This is a genomic window from Caballeronia sp. KNU42, assembly GCF_053760385.1.
In genome coordinates this window covers 953,404-970,847 of the sequence record NZ_CM132390.1, presented here as the reverse complement: position 1 = coordinate 970,847, position 17,444 = coordinate 953,404, and the positions used below count along the sequence as shown (strand labels likewise).

Sequence of the window (17,444 nt, the reverse complement as noted above, 5' to 3'; positions counted from 1 at the left end):
AGTGATGGTCTGCTGTTCGAAGCTACCTCCGTAGCCTGAAAAAGAGGCAAAGGTGAGCTTTTACGGGACTGAGTTTGGCTGAATTTGGGTACTGAAAGGGCTGCTTCGGTGCTGAATTCTAGAAAATCTTCGGTTTGTGACTCTAAAGGTGAGTGTTTGCAGGGGCCGATGAAGAGCATGTATCGATGCTGCGAACCGTGGCAAAGTACAAAGGTGAGGTTATGCGGGACCCCTTATCCGAGGTTCGAGAGGCTGTTTCGAGTCCTCAACTTGGCTGAATAGGGCTCCCCGGCGAGTCAAAGGTGAGCTTTTGCGGGAGTAATTGCGCGGTAATCGGCGTGTATCAGGGGGTAAAGCTTTGAAAACTCGACGATTCCAGCAATTTCTCTGCGTTTTCGTGAGCTTTCGCCTTCCGGGGAGATTTCGTAAAAACCACAGGGGCACGTAAAAAAATTTCAGGTGAGAAGATACGGGACCACGTTTGAGGCGGTTTGATTTGATTCCGCAAGCGCCCAATCCGTTTACCCGCATGGCGCGGGGCATAAATGAGATGAGGCGTGACGGTGAAGGTGAGAGTATTCAGGAGCGCACCTCAGTGAGTTTTACGCCTGACATCTCCTTCACCGCTACAGGGTGAGTGTGCACCTGTAGACGAGCTTCACCGTCATGAGTATGCTTTCCCAAAATCTCATGACTCCAGCATGGCAACCAAACGCGCGAAGAAGACCGATATAGTGAGTCCGAGTTCGGCTGAGCTGCGAAAAGCCGTCGAAGCTATCGCTATCCAGCCCAAAAGCGGCAAGATCACGCTTTTGACTCGCAAGTTATTCAACGTGCTGCTGGCTGTTGCTCAGCAGGCGGATGAATCTGGGGACACTTATCGCGCGCTTTTATCGGACATTGTCGCGAATGCGGCGTTCGATTCCAACGATACCGCGTTGGTGAAAGAGCATTTGCGCCGCATGGTGTCGGTGCAGGTTGAATGGAGCACAGGCACGTCGAGTCTGAAGCCTGGGCGCAAGTGGGGTATATCGACGTTGATCGCCGACGCCGAAATTCTCGAAGACCCTGCCACACGCCGGGTGTGGGTGGAATTTTCCTTCGCCCCGAAGATCAAGAAAAAGCTGCTCGACCCAGTGCAATACGCGCGCTTGAGTTTGCAATTTCAAAGTCAACTCCGCAGCAGCGCTGGCCTCGCGCTGTACGAAATCTGCGTCCGCTATTTGACGAACCCGAGTCATCTCACCATGCGCGAGACTTGGGAATGGTGGCGGCCGATTCTCTCAGGAACGCCTGACACCGAAGCGGGCGATGAAGCCAAGCGCGAGTACAAGTATTTCAAGCGCGACTATCTTCGGCCTGCAATAGCGGAAGTCAATGCCGTTACCAACATCTTTGTCGAGTTGATCGAGCACAGGGAGGGCCGGCGGGTAGCTGAAATTCAGTTTCGCGTGACCGAGCGCAAGCAACCCATGCTCGCACTCGACGAACATCCGAACGTGTTCGACAGTACGTTGGTCGATCGCATGGTGAAAATCGGGATTCCGCTGAAAGATGCGCAAACGCTTTACGCGGACAGCGAGGAAAACCGGATTCGTTCGGCGTTGCAAATGACCGAGCAGAGAATGCGGAGCACGTCGCTGCCCCCGGTTCGAAGTGCGGCGGCGCTTTTCAAGGATGCGTTGAAGAAGGGTTATGCGCCCCAGGTCGAAGCATTGCCGGCAATACCCGCTCCAGCGAAAACCAACGGGGCGCCGGCGGACGACCTGAAGGCGCGTTTGCTGAGCGAATATTCCGTGTTTCGCCGGAAGGAAGCGCGCTCGTTATACGAGGAACAAGGTGAGTCTGAACGGGAGCTGGCCCGTCAAACCTTTGAGGAAGATGTATTGCCGGAGCTCGGTACCCACATGCGTGACGATTGGCGCAAACGAGGGCTCGATTCCAAAATGGGCGAAACCTCGTTTTTCGATTGGCTTGCACGTAAGACATGGGGCGAGCCGACCGACGGCGACCTGCTGGCATTCACGTTGAATCAAAGCCGCACCACGTAAGAACCGCGTTGGAGGGACGCTTGCTGGGTTCGTATTTGCGTCTCCTGCGCGCGCCTCCCTTCTCGCTCTATTCATTTCCTCGTGGGTCGTTAGCTCAGTTGCATCATCGTTTTACCGTTTCCGCCTGGAGCATCTTCTCTATCTGTTGCAGGAGTTCGTCGCGTTTGTCTTTTGATAAACCACGTAAGCGCAATTCAAGCCTGTCGTCTCCATACGTCTTGAGATCGCCCACCGCAAGCCCGTCCAGCTTGATTTCCAACCGCTGCGCATAGCGTTGACGGCCTGCGGGTTTCGGCGTTTCTTGTGCGCTCGCACGACCTTTCACGATGTCTGCCACTTGTCGGGTGCTCAGATCATCCGATGCAATCTTGTTGATCAATCGCAGCGTGGCGTCCGCGCCGCGCGCCGTATGAAAGCGTGAAACCTGATAAGCCATGTTCGAACCAAATCGATCCGGCCGGGCTACCATCTCATGCATCACGTTCTCGGGTAACTTCGAGATAGCTAAAGCGACTGCGATGGTGGATTCGTCGAGGCCCAGGTGGTCAGCGAGTTCCCGCTGGCTCTGAAAGTGCTTTTCATCGAGGAAACGCTTCCAAACGATGGCGTTATCGAAGACGGTTTGCGAGTCCCGCTGGACGTTCAGGTCATAACCCAGCTTGTAGCTTTCGATGCCAATAGGAAGGTCGATGACAATCGCCTTCACGTTTTCCTTGTTGGCTTCCTTCAACGCCCGTACTCGCCGGCCACCGTCGCTAACAAAGAAAGTACCTGGGTTTTCGTGATCGGGGATTACGTGGATGGCTTGCTGCTGGCCCTGCTTTGCCAGATTGACGGCCAATTCTGCGATCGACGCCTTCAGATAAAAGTGCCTGGGATTGAAGGGGCTCGGTTTGATGGCCTTTAGCGGCAACTCAATTACCTGGCCGTGTACGTATCTGTTTTTCCGGCGCCACGCCTTGAAGTTTTCCGACTCCTGCGCAGTTGGGTCATCGTGAAACTCATCTTCGGCGTAAGCGCTGGAGCGGCCAGTAACCTGCTTATCGTTCCCTGCCTCTTGATTGACGATTTCGTCGATGGCGTTGATCCGATCAAGGGCTGTGCGCTTTTCGCTGCTGGTCGTATCCGGCCGGGCTTTGAAGCCTTTTGCGAACTGGGTAGGTTTCATTCAGGATCCTTTATGCGCATAAAGTCAGGGAAGCATGGCGAGAACTTCGTCTGCGCACGCACGTATTTCAATGGCGGCCAGTCGCGCGCCCCGGTCGCTCATCTGAAGTACGGTCTGGCCGAGCGCCATCGCTTGCTTGTAGCACTCGCGGGTCGGAATCTGCGTTTTCAGCAAGGGGAAACCCAACTCTTCCAACGCACGCTTCAGCTCGCGCGTCAGCATGCGTTTCTCCTCGGTTTTGTTGAGGAGAAACACTGCGCGCAGATCTTCATTCATGACCTGCGCTTGCTGAATGAGTTTGACGAGACCCACGCTGGACCAGTAGTCGGCGGGTGACGACGATGTCGGGACAATGGCAACCGTCGCAGCGAGAAGAACGACGCCCGATACCTTTTCCGTAATTGACGGCGGGCAATCGACGACGATTATGTCGTAGTCGTTGACGAACTTCCTGATCTCTCGATGAATTTGGGCCCCTGCTTCGGACAGGTTCACGATCGGGAACGGGATGCCGCTGGCCTCGTCGGACGCAGCGCTAGCCCAATGGACCAGGGTATTTTGTCCGTCCGCGTCGACGACGAGTACACGCTTTCCTTTCTCGTGAAACGCCGCGCCTAGATGCATTGCTATCGTGCTTTTCCCTACTCCGCCCTTCTGCTGCGTGATCGCAATGATTTCAGCTGCCACGTTTTGCTCCCAAATTTAGCTTTTCGAATTTTACATTGAAAAATCATTTTTTCTAGAGATAACTCGTCGCGTTGGCCGTTTGGTCGATTTTCTGTGGGGTTTATGCGCATAAAGTTGGGTGTGTGCAGTTGTTTGACGGCACGCCTGTCTTGTTGTCATTTAGAAATCCATGGGGGTGCGCCAAAAGCTCAGCGAGTGACTGGATTCTTGCGCTGCAGTCTGGTTTTGATGCTTGGTCTGTGTGACAGTGCGTTGGCGCGCTTCGGCAACAAATCGGGTTGTGAACTCTCGGTTAGTCGGATTGAATCGGGACAACTCAGCTTCGGTGTCGGGCCTCCGTCCGTTCTTTGGATATTTCACCAGCGGTTCGGCGTGCTCGGGCGCTGAATGAGGGTGCGGGCAAAGGGTCATGTCATCGCTGCAGAAGGCCGGTTGGTCTCGATTGATGAGCCCGCGAACCGCGTATTAAATGTAGCGGGCCGTCAGCCCTGCTTCATGGCAATTGACGTCCGTTCTTGATCGTCCCTGTTGCAGTGATTGCCTCGTTTGGCAGAAAGCGACCGCGAACCGAATGCGAGTCAGGAAGTGCGCCGCGGAGGCGGAGCTTTATGCGCATAAAGTCCACCGTCTCACCTGGTGATTCCAGAGGCTGTGAGTCCGACGGTCCGAATGTGCGCGCGTCGTAGATTAGATGAATCTCGATCAGTCGGCCTGGGGGGCGTCAGATGAGCGTACTTCTAGCCGTGCAGTTCGGGTACGAGAGATCGGGGGAAGGCACGACCGTCATCTACAGGCCGCCACCATCTCCCGGTGACATCGAAATTCACTGTCCCGTGCAGGACACTGCAGTCGTAATGCGCGCCACAATCGCTCATTTGGATTGAAATTTTAGTAATTGTAATTATTAAACATAATAGACGTCATATGCGAAAACCAACTCGCGGCCTCGCATCCACTTAATCCGGCACCTCCAATCAAACGTCATCCCCACCACATAAAATCACCTCCAAACCCCTACGGTCTGAAAGCACCCCAAGTATTTTGTAAGCCTTCGCTCGTAAAATCCGGCGACCGTGCGCGCCTGCTACTTACCAACACTGGCCGTCGCGGACAAACTGACAAATCAGCAAACGAACCAACCAGTCACTCCCTCCACTTAGCCAAGGGCATTTCAGTGCAACTGACCTCGACTCTCGCCGCGTGGTCCGCCCACGACACGCGTCTTCTTATCGCATGCGCGCTCGGTCTGGCGTCGATCATCGTTCTCATCAGCGCGCTGAAACTTGCGCCGTTTCTCTCGATCCTCGTCGGCACTTTCGTCGCGGGTTTCACGGCAAGCTTGCCGCTGGAAGCCGTCGCGGGCGCGTTCAGCAAAGGGGCGGGCGCAATCCTGGGGGACGTCGGCATCATCATCGCGCTCGGGGCGATGCTCGGGGCGCTGATGGCGGAATCAGGCGCGGCGGACCGGCTGGTCTCGACCATCCTCGATCACTCGACGCCGCGCACGTTGCCGTGGCTGATGGCGCTGGTAGCGATCATCATTGGCTTGCCGCTGTTCTTCGAGGTGGGTCTCGTCATGATGGTGCCGATCATCTTCGTGATGGCGCGCCGCTCGAAGCAGCCAATCCTGCGCATCGCGATTCCCGCGCTCGCCGGCATGACGACGCTGCACGCGCTGCTGCCGCCGCATCCGGGTCCGTTGATCGCGGTCAGTGCGCTGCACGCCGACCTCGGGATCACGATGGGGCTGGGTTTCATCATCGCCATTCCCGCCGTGATTCTCGCCGGGCCGGTCTACGGCATGTGGCTGTCGCGCCGCATGCACGTGGAGGAACCGGAGGAGATGGGCAAGCTGTTTTCATCGAAAGTCGATGCAAATGGCGCGCTCGATGCGCCGAGCTTCGGCATCTCGTTGCTGACCATTCTTTTGCCTGTCGTCCTGATGCTTGGCCGAACGGTGGCGAAACTGGCGATTCAGCCCGAAACCCTTCTCTTCGATACCCTCAATTTTCTCGGTGAGCCACTTATTGCCTTGGGACTCACCGTTCTTTTCGCGATCGTTGTGCTTGGCTGGACGCGCGGCATGCCACGTGACCGGGTGGGCGGCATCCTGCGCAAAAGCCTGCCGCCGATCTGCGCCTTGCTGCTGACCATCGGCGCGGGCGGCGGTCTCAAGCAGACACTGGTTGCTGCCGGCATCAGCACGACGATCGGCAAGATCGCTATCGGTTCGCACATGCCGCTGATCCTGCTGGCCTGGCTGATCGCAGTGGCATTGCGGCAGGCGACCGGCTCGGCGACCGTCGCGACCACGACCACCGCGGGGATCATCGCGCCGGTCGTGGCGGGGTTGAGCGCGACCCACAACTCGCTGCTGGCGCTGGCGATCGGCGCGGGTTCGGTGTTTTTCTGCCATGTCAACGACGCCGGTTTCTGGATGGTCCGCGAGTATTTCGGCTTGCAGTTGAAGCAGACCGTCTACGTCTGGTCGGTGTTGCAAACCATCGTGTCGGTAGTCGGCCTCGCGTTGACGCTGGTCATGTGGGGCGTGCTGACGTAAATCGTGGGTAGATTGACAAGGCAAGCGGGTGCTCCGATTCTAGAATGCGAAGAGGAGATATCGATCATGCTTGCCTTGCGCCCCTCTTGTGAATGCTGTGGAAAGTCGCTGCCGCCCAACGCGCGCGACGCGATGATCTGCAGCTTCGAATGCACGTTCTGCGAAACCTGCGTGGTGTCCCGGCTCGGTAACGTGTGCCCCAATTGCGGCGGCGGTTTCCAGCTCCGCCCGATCCGACCGAAAGCCATGCTCGAGAGGCGACCGGCCTCAACCGAGATACATCCGGCCGGCGTGGACGAATCAGCGCATCGCGCATTCTTCGATCGCTACAGTGCGATCCCGCCCGCCGAACGATAAACGCTGGCAGGCCCGAGGGCCGTCGGCCAGCGACGGCCATCTCCCCGGCCTCAGGGCATTCCCTGATCTGAGCGGCGCTCATACCTGTTCGCACGAATCGTCGATTCCTCCTCATCGACGCGCGCTCGCACAATCTGTTCATCGATCCACTCCTTGAACGGAAGCCAGCATGCCAACACCCCAAACCGGCCGCACCCTCCATATTGGCGAGGGCTTTGAAGGTCCCGGCGTCAATCTCGCTCACATCAACGTGCTTGTCGGCCCGCGCAACGGCCCCGCGGGCCAGGCGTTCGCCACGGCACTCGCTACGCCTTCGGCCGGCCACGCGCCGTTTGTCGTCATTGCACAACCCGGCGTGCCGACCAAACCGCTCACGCTCTATGTGAACAAGGCGCCTATCGCCGGCGAATTCCACGGCAACGCAACGTGGGGCGCATCACAGGCGGGAATAGCGAAGGCAGTTGCCGAATCACTCGAGGACGGCACGTTGCCGCCCGAAGCGGACAACGATTGGGTCGTGGTGACGGCGAACTGGGTGAACCCGTCTGCGGACGATCTCGACGCCGTCTTCCGCAACAACTACCGCGCGGCAAAAAACGCCATCAAGGCCGCCATGCTCGGCTCGCCGTCAAAGGAAGACGTGTTCGCCGCGGCGCGCGAAGTATCGAATCCTTTCTACACACCCCGCGTGCCCCAGTCAGCCCTTTAATCCAGCTAGCCCCGTAAAAATCAGCGCGCCGGTGCCGTGCCCGGCAACCGTCGCCGCGCGTCATGGAGACTCAAAGAATGGAATTCGTCCGTCTGGGCCAATCAGGCCTGAAAGTATCGCGCCTGTGTCTCGGCACCATGAATATGGGCACCCCGCAATGGAAGCCGTGGATTTTTGATGAACAAAAGAGTGAACCCATCGTCCGCCACGCGCTGGAGGCAGGGGTGAACTTCATCGACCTGGCGGATTTCTATTCGGCGGGCGTCGGAGAAGAAGTCGTCGGCCGCATTCTCGGGCGCCTTGCGCGGCGCGAGGAAATCGTGGTGACGACGAAGGTCGGCTATGACATGGGCGCTTACCAGAACGCCGGCGGTCATTCGCGCAAGCATGTGCTTGACGGTATCGACGCATCGTTGCGCAGGCTTGGCATGGACTACGTCGACATCTACATGCTGCATTACTTCGATACCGCCACGCCCGTGGAGGAAACCATGGGCGCGCTGAACGACATCGTCCGTTCGGGCAAGGCGCGTTATATCGGGGTTTCGACCATGTACACGTGGCAACTGGCGAAGATTGTCCAGATCTGCGAGCGGCACGGCTGGCACAAGCCCATCAACATGCAATTGCAGTTGAACCTCGCCTACCGCGAGGAAGAGCGCGAAATGATGCCGTATTGCGCCGACCAGGGACTGGGCGTGTCCGTCTTTAGCCCGCTCGCGCGAGGTCTCCTGACGTGTGACCCCGCGTCCACGCGTAACCAGACCGACTTCTTCACGTCGCAGATGTACGGCGACGCGGCGTCGCGAGAGATTGCGGCGTCGGTGGCACGCGTGGCGAAGCGGCGTGGCGTGAGCGCGGCGCAAGTCGCACAGGCCTGGGTGCTCCAGCGCGAGGGTGTCGCCAGCATGCTGGTGGGGGCAGATTCGCCTGCCCAGTTCGATAGCGCGCTTAGTGCGCTCGGCACTTGCCTGGACGCCGAAGAGTTATACGAACTCGACCGCAATTACACGCCGTGCGATGTCATCAATGACTACACGGCGGGCCGTCGTACCGCACGCGAAGCTCGCGCGCCGCAAGGCGACTTCGTTCAACCGATGAAGGACGCAGCATGAATCTGCTTCGCAAAGAGCATTACATCGATGGCGCCTGGCACAAAAGCGCCGAGACGTACGCGGTCCGTAATCCGGCTACGGGAGACGTGATCGCCGACGTCGCGAAGGCCGGTGCGATGGAAACGCACCAGGCCATCCGCGCTGCGGAGATCGCGTTTCCTGTCTGGCGCTCGCTCACCGCAAAGGAGCGCGGGGCGAGGGTGCGCCGCTGGGGCGAACTTATGCTTGAGCACCGCGACGCGCTCGCTGCACTGTTGACGCGTGAGCAAGGCAAGCCTCTTGCGGAAGCAAACGGCGAAGTGGCCTATGCCGCAAGTTTCCTCGAATGGTTTGCCGAAGAAGCGAAACGTAGCTACGGAGATGTGATTCCGAGTTCGAAACCCGGTTCGAAGATCATCGTGACACGCGAGCCGGTCGGGGTAGTCGCAGCTATCACGCCATGGAATTTTCCGCTTGCGATGATCACGCGCAAGGCCGGCCCCGCGTTGGCGGCCGGTTGCACGATGGTGTTGAAGCCGTCCGAGGAAACACCACTGAGTGCGTTGGCGCTCGCCGTGCTCGCGGCGCAAGCCGGCATTCCAGCGGGCGTGTTCAACGTCATATCCGGAGACGCTGTCGCGATCGGCGCGACGTTGACCGCATCGCCCGTAGTGCGCAAGTTGTCGTTTACCGGATCAACGCGTGTGGGCAAGCTGCTCGCCGCGCAATCCGCGGACACGTTGAAGAAACTCTCGCTGGAACTTGGCGGTAACGCGCCGTTCATCGTGTTCGACGACGCTGATCTCGACGCGGCAGTGCAGGGTGCGATGGCATCGAAGTTTCGTAACACCGGCCAGACCTGCATATGCGTGAATCGATTTTTCGTGCAGGCGGGGGTGTATGCCGCATTCACACAACGCTTGACCGAGGCAGTACGCAAGCTTCGCGTCGGGAACGCGCTCGAACAGGAAGTCGATCAGGGGCCGCTCATCAACGAGGCCGCTTTCCGGAAAGTCGGCGATCACGTCGCGGACGCACTGAGCAAGGGTGCGACCGTTCTAACCGGCGGCCGTGCCCACGCGCTGGGCGGGACGTTCTACGAGCCGACGGTGCTCGCTCATGCGAACCGCACCATGTCGATCGCGCAGGAAGAAACGTTCGGACCGGTGGCTGCGTGTTTTCGCTTCGAAACAGAGGCGGAAGCAATCAAGCTCGCCAACGACACCCCGTTCGGACTAGCCGCCTATTTCTATACGCGTGACCTGGGCCGCGCGTGGCGGGTAGCAGATGCACTCGAGACAGGCATGGTGGGAATCAACGAAGGAATCATATCGACGGAGGTGGCGCCCTTTGGCGGGGTCAAGCAATCGGGTCTTGGCCGCGAGGGATCGAAGTATGGCCTCGATGAATACATGGAATTGAAATACATGATGATCAGTGGCCTGATGGGCATGGACCACTGAACGCCGAAAGACGCTGGCTAGCGCCAGGCGGCGCTGCCGCGTACGCATAGCCAGCGTGTGCAATTGAAGAACATATAGGTAAGGAGACGCAGTGAGTCATCAGGACACGTCAAGCAGTGCATTCCCGATCAGTCTGCCGCCTCATGCGGGCACAACGCCTGTTCGCGGACCAGCACCTCAAACACCGAAGCCGGTTTTACTCGACGACATTCCGTTAAACCGGTTTCACATGAAAATTGCGGGCCTGACGTTTGGTGCGCACTTCACTGAGGGTTATGCGCTCGGCACGGTGGGATACGCGCTGGCATCGATGAACCGGCAGATGCCACTCGATTCATTCTGGATGGGTGCAATTGGCAGTTCTGCGTTGATCGGGATTTTCCTTGGTAGCCTCGTATTCGGCCGGCTGTCGGATCGACTGGGCCGCCAGAGCATCTTTCTCAGCAGTTTCATCATCATCACAATAGCGGCGTTCCTGCAATTCTTTGCTACGTCACCTATGGAGTTGTTCGCGTTGCGGGTATTGATTGGCTTCGGTATGGGCGGTGACTTCACAGTCGGCCATGCCATCCTCGCCGAATTTTCACCGCGAAAGCATCGTGGCGCGCTTTTGGGTTCCTTCAGCGTGGTGTGGACAATCGGTTACGTCGTGGCGAACGTGCTCGGCATGTCGTACGGAGATGCCGGACCCGACGCCTGGCGCTGGCTTCTCGCATCTGCGAGTCTTCCGGCGCTTATTGTGCTGGTGTTGCGTATCGGTACGCCGGAATCGCCGCGCTGGCTGCTTGGCAAGGGTCGTGTCAAGGAGGCGAATGCCATCGTGCTTAAGCATTTCGGGGCAGGGGTAACACTTGACGTGGAAGATGCAATGGCCAGGGTCGCCTCGAAACACGGTTATGCACGTCTGTTTCAACCTGACCTGATCCGCAGGACCTTGTTTAACTGCGGGTTCTTCGTGTGCCTGGTGATTCCGTACTTCGCTATCTACACTTTCCTGCCCGGCATCCTGAAAGTGATCGGATTGAACAACGGTTTCGGCGCAGATCTGTTGCTGAACGCGGTGCTGGTGATTGGCGCTGTGCTGGGAATTTGGCTGACCATCAAGTTGCCGCGCAGGCACTTCCTGATCGGATCATTCGCGCTCACGTGCGCAATGCTCGTGACCATGAGCTTGCTGCCATCGTCCGCAACGCTCGCCATGATTGTTGCGTTTGCTGTGTTTACTCTGACCATGTCTGCATTCAGCAATCTCGTTGGTGTCTTCCCACCAGAGTGCTTTCCGACAGAAGTGCGCGCGTCGGGTGTCGGGCTAGCGATCGCATGCAGTCGGCTTGGTTCGGCGATTGGCACGTTCCTCTTGCCCGTTGGCATCGCGGAGATCGGATTCCATTACACAATGATGGTGCTGGCCGCTGTGCTGCTGATTGGCATGATCGTATCGATGGCTTGGGCGCCCGAGACGCGTAACCTCACTTTGCGCGCCGCAAGCGGTTCCTCATAACCTTTACGCTCCTCCGCGGAAGCCACCGCTCCCGAACCCACTCACCAGTCTCAATCCATCAAAACACCAAAAGGCGTCCTCACGGACGCCTTTTGGCGTTCATGAACGCACCTTCTTCCCGCCCGCCCACGCACCATTGCGCAATTAAGAATTCTCAATTTTGTCCTAATTCTTTAAGAGCGTTCCGAGGGCCATCGTGGAGCCCCAGTCTTAATATTCATTCACTCGCAGACGAACCGGTTCATCGCCTCTCACACGAATCCGGACGATGAAAGAAAGGTGGCTCGCACTGCGCGGTCGGCATCGACTGGGATAGGAATCCTAAGCGCCGCACGTGTCTACAAACCTCATTCATTTCTCTATTGGAAACGTTCATGAAATCATTTCTCTCCACCGTCGCTGCTGCTGCAACTCTCGCTACATTGGCTCTGGCTTCAACGGGCGCAAGCGCGTCTGACGGCACGATCACCTTCACCGGTGCAGTCACCGATACAACCTGCTCGATCGATACCAAAGTCGCCGGCGCGGCTGACAAGAACGTCACGCTGCCGGTCGTGACCGACAGCGCCTTGAGCTCAACAGGCGCAACCGCCGGCACGACGGGCGCCACCGATCTGACCTTCACGCTGAGCGGCTGCTCGACCGAAACGAAGGCGGTTGCGCGTTTCGAAAACGGCCCGACGATCGACCAGGACACGGGTTATCTGATGAACCAGGCGCCCGCCGGTGCGCAAAACGTCCAGGTTCGCTTGCTCAACGCATCGCACCTGCCCATCAACGTCAAGACCGGTGAAAACAACGACATGGCGGGCAATGGTGCTGCCATCGTGACGGGTGCTGCGAACCTGAAGTACTTCGCTGAGTATTACGCGACGGGCAAGGCGACAGCCGGCCCCGTGAACACCTCGGTGCAGTACACGGTCGACTACCAGTAAGCCGTCCTCGACAGGCATCTGCGGGTGCAGGTGCCTGTTTTTTTACCGAAATATCGAGATACGTTTTTCACGGAGATGCATCAATCATGAAGTCCCTGAGTCGAATGGCGTGTGGTTTGGGTTTGGTGGCGGCCTTGTTCGCCGGAAGCGCGGGCGCGAGCGTAACGGTGGGCGGCACGCGGGTGGTGTATCCCCTTGAAAATCGTGAGGTGACGGTCAAGCTCACCAACGATCGCGCTGAACCGTCGCTGGTGCAGGTCTGGATGGATAAGGGCAACGCGGATGCGAAGCCCGGTGAAGCGAGCGCGCCGTTCGTGCTGACGCCGCCGATCTTCCGCATGGATGCGAAGAAATCGCAGACGCTGCGCATGATGTACACGGGCGATGCGCTGCCGCAGGACCGCGAGTCGGTGTTCTGGCTGAACGTGCTGGATGTACCGCCCAAGATCGCGAAGACCTCGGACACCGCAGACACCAACACGCTGCAGTTCGCGTTTCGCACGCGCCTCAAGGTGTTTGCGCGTCCGAAGGGCTTGGCGGGCACAGCGGATGAAGCGGCTGGCAAGCTGACCTGGAAGCTCGTGCCCTCAGCCGACAACAAAGGTTACGACGTGAAGGCGACCAACCCCACGGCTTACTACGTGTCGTTTAGCAAGATCGACGTGGTGGGCGCCGGCCAGACCTATACGAATGACGTGGGTGGCATGGTCGAGCCGCGTGGCACGGCGCAGTTTCCGGTGAAGAACCTCAAAACGGTGCCTGCCAACGCACACGTCAAGTACCAAGGCATCAGCGATTTCGGCGGCGCCCTGCCGTTTGATGTACCTGTCGCCCCGTAAAACCCCTAAGACTTCGCCTCTGACCGGGGCGAACTGAAGGTGTCGCGGGCCGAACCAAGCCGACGCCTTCCCAACACTCAACACGCGTTTTACCGAGCGGACTGTTCCGAACAGCCCGATGGGTCAACTCGCGTCTGAATTGTCCCCATCACTGCAGGCTGAATCATGAAACTCTCTGCTCAAACCGCATTCATTGCTCAGTACCCGGTTGCATTCCGGCTGCGCCTGAAGCCGCTTGCTGCAATTGCTTTCTCGATGATGGCGTGCGGTGCAATCTCTCAAGCCGTCGCCGATGCCGTGATCACGCCGCAAACCCAGGGCGGCGCCGTCGATGAAGTCAGTTTCGACAACACGTATCTGCGCGGAGAGGGAGGCACGGCGGTCGACACGAGCCGTTTCACGCGCGGCAACGCCGTGACGCCGGGGACATATTCGGTCGACCTGATCGTCAATGGAGCGCGCCTGGCGCGTGAAGACATTCGCTTTGCAGCGCCTGACGGCAAGCTGGGTTCAAAGCCCTGTTTCAGCCGCGCGCTGTTGCAGCGCGCGGGTGTGGATCTGGCCAAGGCCGATGCTGCCGCGGGACGAAGCGCCGCAACGGCAGAAACCTGCGATGAGATCGGTACCTTGGTCCCCGGCGCCACGGTCGACTTTGACTTCACGCAGCAGACGCTGGAGTTGAGCGTGCCGCAGGCGTTCATGAAGAACTCGGCGCGTGGCTACGTGTCGCCTGAACTGTGGGACCAAGGGGTCAATGGCGGCTTTATCAGCTACAACGCGAACACGTATCACACGGAAGGATCGGGCATCGGCTCGAGCCAGAGCTACCTGGGCTTGAGCGCGGGCGTGAACATCGGCGCTTGGCATTTGCGCCATCAATCGTCGATATCGGCCGGCACCGGCCAGAAGACCCAGTTCGACAACATCGCGACTTACGCGCAGCGCGATATCACCAAGTTGGGCTCGCAACTCACCGTGGGCGATGCCAACACGACCGGCGAGATCTTCGATGGCGTGTCGTTTCGCGGCGTGCAACTCGCCACCGACGACCGCATGCTGCCTGAATCGATGCGCGGTTACGCGCCGGTCGTGCGCGGCACGGCTGAAACGAATGCACGCGTGACGATCCGTCAGAACGGCCAGGTGTTGCAGGAAACGAACGTCGCGCCGGGTCCGTTTGAAATCACCGATCTGTACTCGACCGGCTACGGCGGTGACCTGGTGGTGACGGTGACGGAGGCCGATGGCCGCAGCAAGGAGTTCACGGTGCCGTTTGCATCGGTGGCGCAATTGCTGCGCCCGGGCGTCACGCGTTTCAGCGCAACGGCCGGCCAACTGCGCAACGATTCGCTCGATACGAAGCCCGTCTTCGGCCAGTTCACGATCCAGCGCGGTCTCACCAACACCGTCACTGCTTATGGCGGCGTGGTGGCATCGACGGGATATGGCGCGATGAACGTGGGCGGTGCGTTGAACACGGGCATCGGCGCGTTCTCGATGGACGTCACGGGCGCGGTGACCAGCATCCCGAACGCGCAGTCGATGCACGGCACGAGCTTGCGCGTGGGCTACAGCAAGTTCATCGCCGCCACCGACACGAACGTATCGGTGGCGGCGTATCGCTTCTTGACGGCGGGTTACATGAACCTGAGCGATGCGGCGACGGTGCGCGATATCGCAGACCATGGTGGCGATATCAACGCGATTTACCGCCAGCGCAATCGCATGCAGGTGTCGATCAATCAGAAGCTGGGTGATCACGGCACGATGTTCGTGACGGGCTCGTCGCAGAACTACTGGAACCACGGCGGTAGCGACACGCTGTTCCAGGCCGGCTACACCAACGCGTTCAAGTACGGCACCTACAGCCTGACGGCGGGGCGCACGCGTTCGATGGACGGGCAGTTATCGAACGACTTCATGCTGAGCACGACCATCCCGCTGGGCCACAAAACACATGCGCCGATGCTGACGACGAACGCCTCGCACAGCTCCGATGGCGCGACGAACATGCAGGCGAACGTCAGTGGTTCGCTGGGTGAAACGAACCAGTTCTCGTACAACGGATATGGCACGTATAACGCCGGGGGCACATCGGCGAACAATGGCAATGCGGGGGCGAGCGCGACGTATCGTGCGCCTTATGCGACGTTCAATGCATCGGCGAGTGGTGGCGCTGGAACGCGTCAGGTGTCGGCGGGCGTGCAGGGTTCGGTTGTCGCGCACCCGGGCGGGGTGACGTTATCGCAGACTGTGGGTGACACGATCGGCATTGTGGAGGCCCCTGCTGCGGCCGGTGCAATGGTGACGAGTTCACCGGGAACGAAGGTTGATTCACGCGGATATGCGGTGATACCGTACCTGTCGCCGTACAGCATGAACGTGGTGGATATCGATCCGAAGGGGACCTCTACCGATGTCGAATTTAAATCGACGTCAGCGCAGGTGGCGCCGCGCGCAGGCTCTATAGTGATGATGAAGTACGAGACGGTGAGCGGGCGCGCGGCATTGATTCAGGCGCCGAAACTGGGTGGTGGAGCGTTGCCATTTGGAGCGAGTGTGGAAGACGAACAGGGAAAAAGCGTGGGTGTGGTCGGTCAGGATAGCAGAATATTTGCGCGTGGGCTCGAAGATCAAGGTGCGCTGACGGTTAAATGGGGGAGTGGTCCGGTCGAGCAATGCCGGATCGCTTATACGCTGCCGAAGAAAGATGCGAAGGCTTATAACCCGGGGTATTTATCGCTGCAGTCGCATTGTGTGGAGGGGAGTGAAACGGTGGCGGGTGGGGACAGCGCAGTGACGCCGGCGGCTTTCGCACGGTAGAGCGGATAGTTGAACAGATGAGTGAACAGTGCGACGTGGAATTGTTCTTAAAAGCTGTTGAATTCGCCCGGCTGTCCTGCATATCTGCGTGAGACAGCGCCCGCAGCGGATCGGAAAATGCAAACCCAAACTTCACCATTTCATACCGCCAAGCATCCTCCTGGACGATGTTTGCGCTTCAGTTCCTGATCGTACTTCCATCGTAAGCCGAGACTGCCATTCAAACAGGCAGGGCAGCTTCATGGCGCAACCAATCGGCAAAACCGGTCACGGTGCTGGCGTCGCGATGCGCTTCCGGTACGTCCAGCCAGTATCCGAATGGTCCGCTGATCTCGACCTCCGACATCCTCACCAAAGCACCTTCGGCCAACTCATCAGCAATCATGTTCAGATCCACAACGGCAAGCCCTACGCCGCGACGAGCCGCGTGGATTGCCTGTTGCAGATTCGAAAATTCAATACCATTCTCGGCATAACGCGGAGGCAGTCCCGCTTTTGCCAGCCAGTCCGGCCAGAGGTTAAGACGCACGTCCTCATGCAGCACGTGAAGCGCCGGCAATCGATCCAGCAAGGTCTCGACCGGCATCCCGGTGAACGACGCCGATCCCACAAGCGCGTGCCGTTCCATCATCAACAGTTCGGACCACCCATGCGCCGCCGCGTCACGCCCGAAGCGCACGCTGCAGTGACACTCGTCGCTTTCCTGCGTACGAATAGACAGGTCGACGTCCGGCGACTGCTCCGCCAGTGCGCCCAGCCGCGACGAAAACCACTGCGTGGCGAAGGTGGGCGGCAGCGACACAATCAAACGCTTGCGTTCGACGGTTCCCGTCAGGTGACGTGTTCCGCGTTCGATCACGTCAAATGCCTCGGTCACCGATGGCATCAGCAACACGCCTGCCTGTGTCAAGCGGATCCCTTTGTGATCGCGCTCGAAAAGCTTCACGCCCAGTGACTCTTCCAGTAGCCTGATTTGTCGGCTTACCGCTCCTTGTGTGACACACAACGCTCGCGCCGCGCGATTGAAACTCAAATGACGCGCCGTTTCTTCGAAGAAACGCAACGCAATCAAAGATGGAAGATGTCGCATAGTAATTCCTGACCGCCCAACCTTCTCGGTTTTTTGTGTGGCCGAGTCGTGTAGCCGAGTAAACGTGCCTCCTCCGCGAACCAGAATTGCTCCTGTCCCGCGTTCGATCAAATTACCTTGGTTCCCGGTGCGAAACAATAGCCCGTTCGGTTGACGCTGAGACAAAA

Annotated in this window: 13 protein-coding genes; 10 read left to right on the top strand and 3 right to left on the bottom strand. The window is 58.8% G+C overall.

Features of this window, described 5'->3' with window-relative positions:
* Positions 1-701: 701 nt before the first annotated feature.
* Positions 702-2,051, top strand: coding sequence for a RepB family plasmid replication initiator protein (locus ACSOSP_RS35575; protein ID WP_455315317.1), 1,350 nt, complete (start codon positions 702-704; stop codon positions 2,049-2,051).
* Positions 2,052-2,154: 103 nt separating this feature from the next.
* On the opposite strand, the gene ACSOSP_RS35570 is transcribed toward ACSOSP_RS35575, so the two are convergent.
* Complete coding sequence (locus tag ACSOSP_RS35570; RefSeq protein WP_455315316.1) at positions 2,155-3,219, bottom strand: ParB/RepB/Spo0J family partition protein; 1,065 nt, start codon at positions 3,217-3,219, stop codon at positions 2,155-2,157.
* A 24-nt stretch (positions 3,220-3,243) separates the two neighbouring features.
* Positions 3,244-3,906 (bottom strand): ParA family partition ATPase, encoded by a 663-nt coding sequence (parA, locus tag ACSOSP_RS35565; RefSeq protein ID WP_455315315.1) that lies wholly within the window; start codon positions 3,904-3,906, stop codon positions 3,244-3,246.
* Positions 3,907-5,080: 1,174 nt separating this feature from the next.
* On the opposite strand from parA, the gene ACSOSP_RS35560 reads away from it, so the two are divergent.
* The 9 genes from ACSOSP_RS35560 (at position 5,081) to ACSOSP_RS35520 (ending at position 16,187) form a co-directional block, all read left to right on the top strand.
* On the top strand, positions 5,081-6,466 hold the full coding sequence (locus ACSOSP_RS35560; protein ID WP_455315314.1) for a GntT/GntP/DsdX family permease: 1,386 nt from the start codon (positions 5,081-5,083) through the stop codon (positions 6,464-6,466).
* Between the two features lie 66 nt (positions 6,467-6,532).
* On the top strand, positions 6,533-6,823 hold the full coding sequence (locus tag ACSOSP_RS35555; protein WP_455315313.1) for a DUF1272 domain-containing protein: 291 nt from the start codon (positions 6,533-6,535) through the stop codon (positions 6,821-6,823).
* Between the two features lie 169 nt (positions 6,824-6,992).
* Positions 6,993-7,532: a formaldehyde-activating enzyme gene (gene fae / locus ACSOSP_RS35550; protein WP_455315312.1), complete on the top strand. Its 540-nt coding sequence runs from the start codon at positions 6,993-6,995 to the stop codon at positions 7,530-7,532.
* A gap of 77 nt (positions 7,533-7,609) precedes the next feature.
* Positions 7,610-8,647, top strand: a complete 1,038-nt coding sequence (locus ACSOSP_RS35545; protein WP_455315311.1) for an aldo/keto reductase — start codon at positions 7,610-7,612, stop codon at positions 8,645-8,647.
* Positions 8,644-10,089, top strand: a complete 1,446-nt coding sequence (locus tag ACSOSP_RS35540) for an NAD-dependent succinate-semialdehyde dehydrogenase (RefSeq protein ID WP_455315310.1) — start codon at positions 8,644-8,646, stop codon at positions 10,087-10,089. Before ACSOSP_RS35545 ends, ACSOSP_RS35540 begins: the two co-directional genes overlap by 4 nt.
* 133 nt (positions 10,090-10,222) lie before the next feature.
* On the top strand, positions 10,223-11,590 hold the full coding sequence (locus ACSOSP_RS35535) for an MFS transporter (protein ID WP_455315424.1): 1,368 nt from the start codon (positions 10,223-10,225) through the stop codon (positions 11,588-11,590).
* Between the two features lie 374 nt (positions 11,591-11,964).
* Positions 11,965-12,525 (top strand): fimbrial protein, encoded by a 561-nt coding sequence (locus ACSOSP_RS35530; protein WP_455314379.1) that lies wholly within the window; start codon positions 11,965-11,967, stop codon positions 12,523-12,525.
* 86 nt (positions 12,526-12,611) lie between these two features.
* Complete coding sequence (locus tag ACSOSP_RS35525; protein WP_455314380.1) at positions 12,612-13,364, top strand: fimbrial biogenesis chaperone; 753 nt, start codon at positions 12,612-12,614, stop codon at positions 13,362-13,364.
* Positions 13,365-13,529: 165 nt separating this feature from the next.
* Positions 13,530-16,187 (top strand): fimbria/pilus outer membrane usher protein, encoded by a 2,658-nt coding sequence (locus ACSOSP_RS35520; RefSeq protein WP_455315309.1) that lies wholly within the window; start codon positions 13,530-13,532, stop codon positions 16,185-16,187.
* Between the two features lie 220 nt (positions 16,188-16,407).
* On the opposite strand, the gene ACSOSP_RS35515 is transcribed toward ACSOSP_RS35520, so the two are convergent.
* Positions 16,408-17,277 carry a LysR family transcriptional regulator gene (locus ACSOSP_RS35515; RefSeq protein ID WP_455315308.1) on the bottom strand — a complete coding sequence of 290 codons (870 nt, stop codon included), beginning with the start codon at positions 17,275-17,277 and terminating at the stop codon, positions 16,408-16,410.
* Positions 17,278-17,444 lie beyond the last annotated feature (167 nt).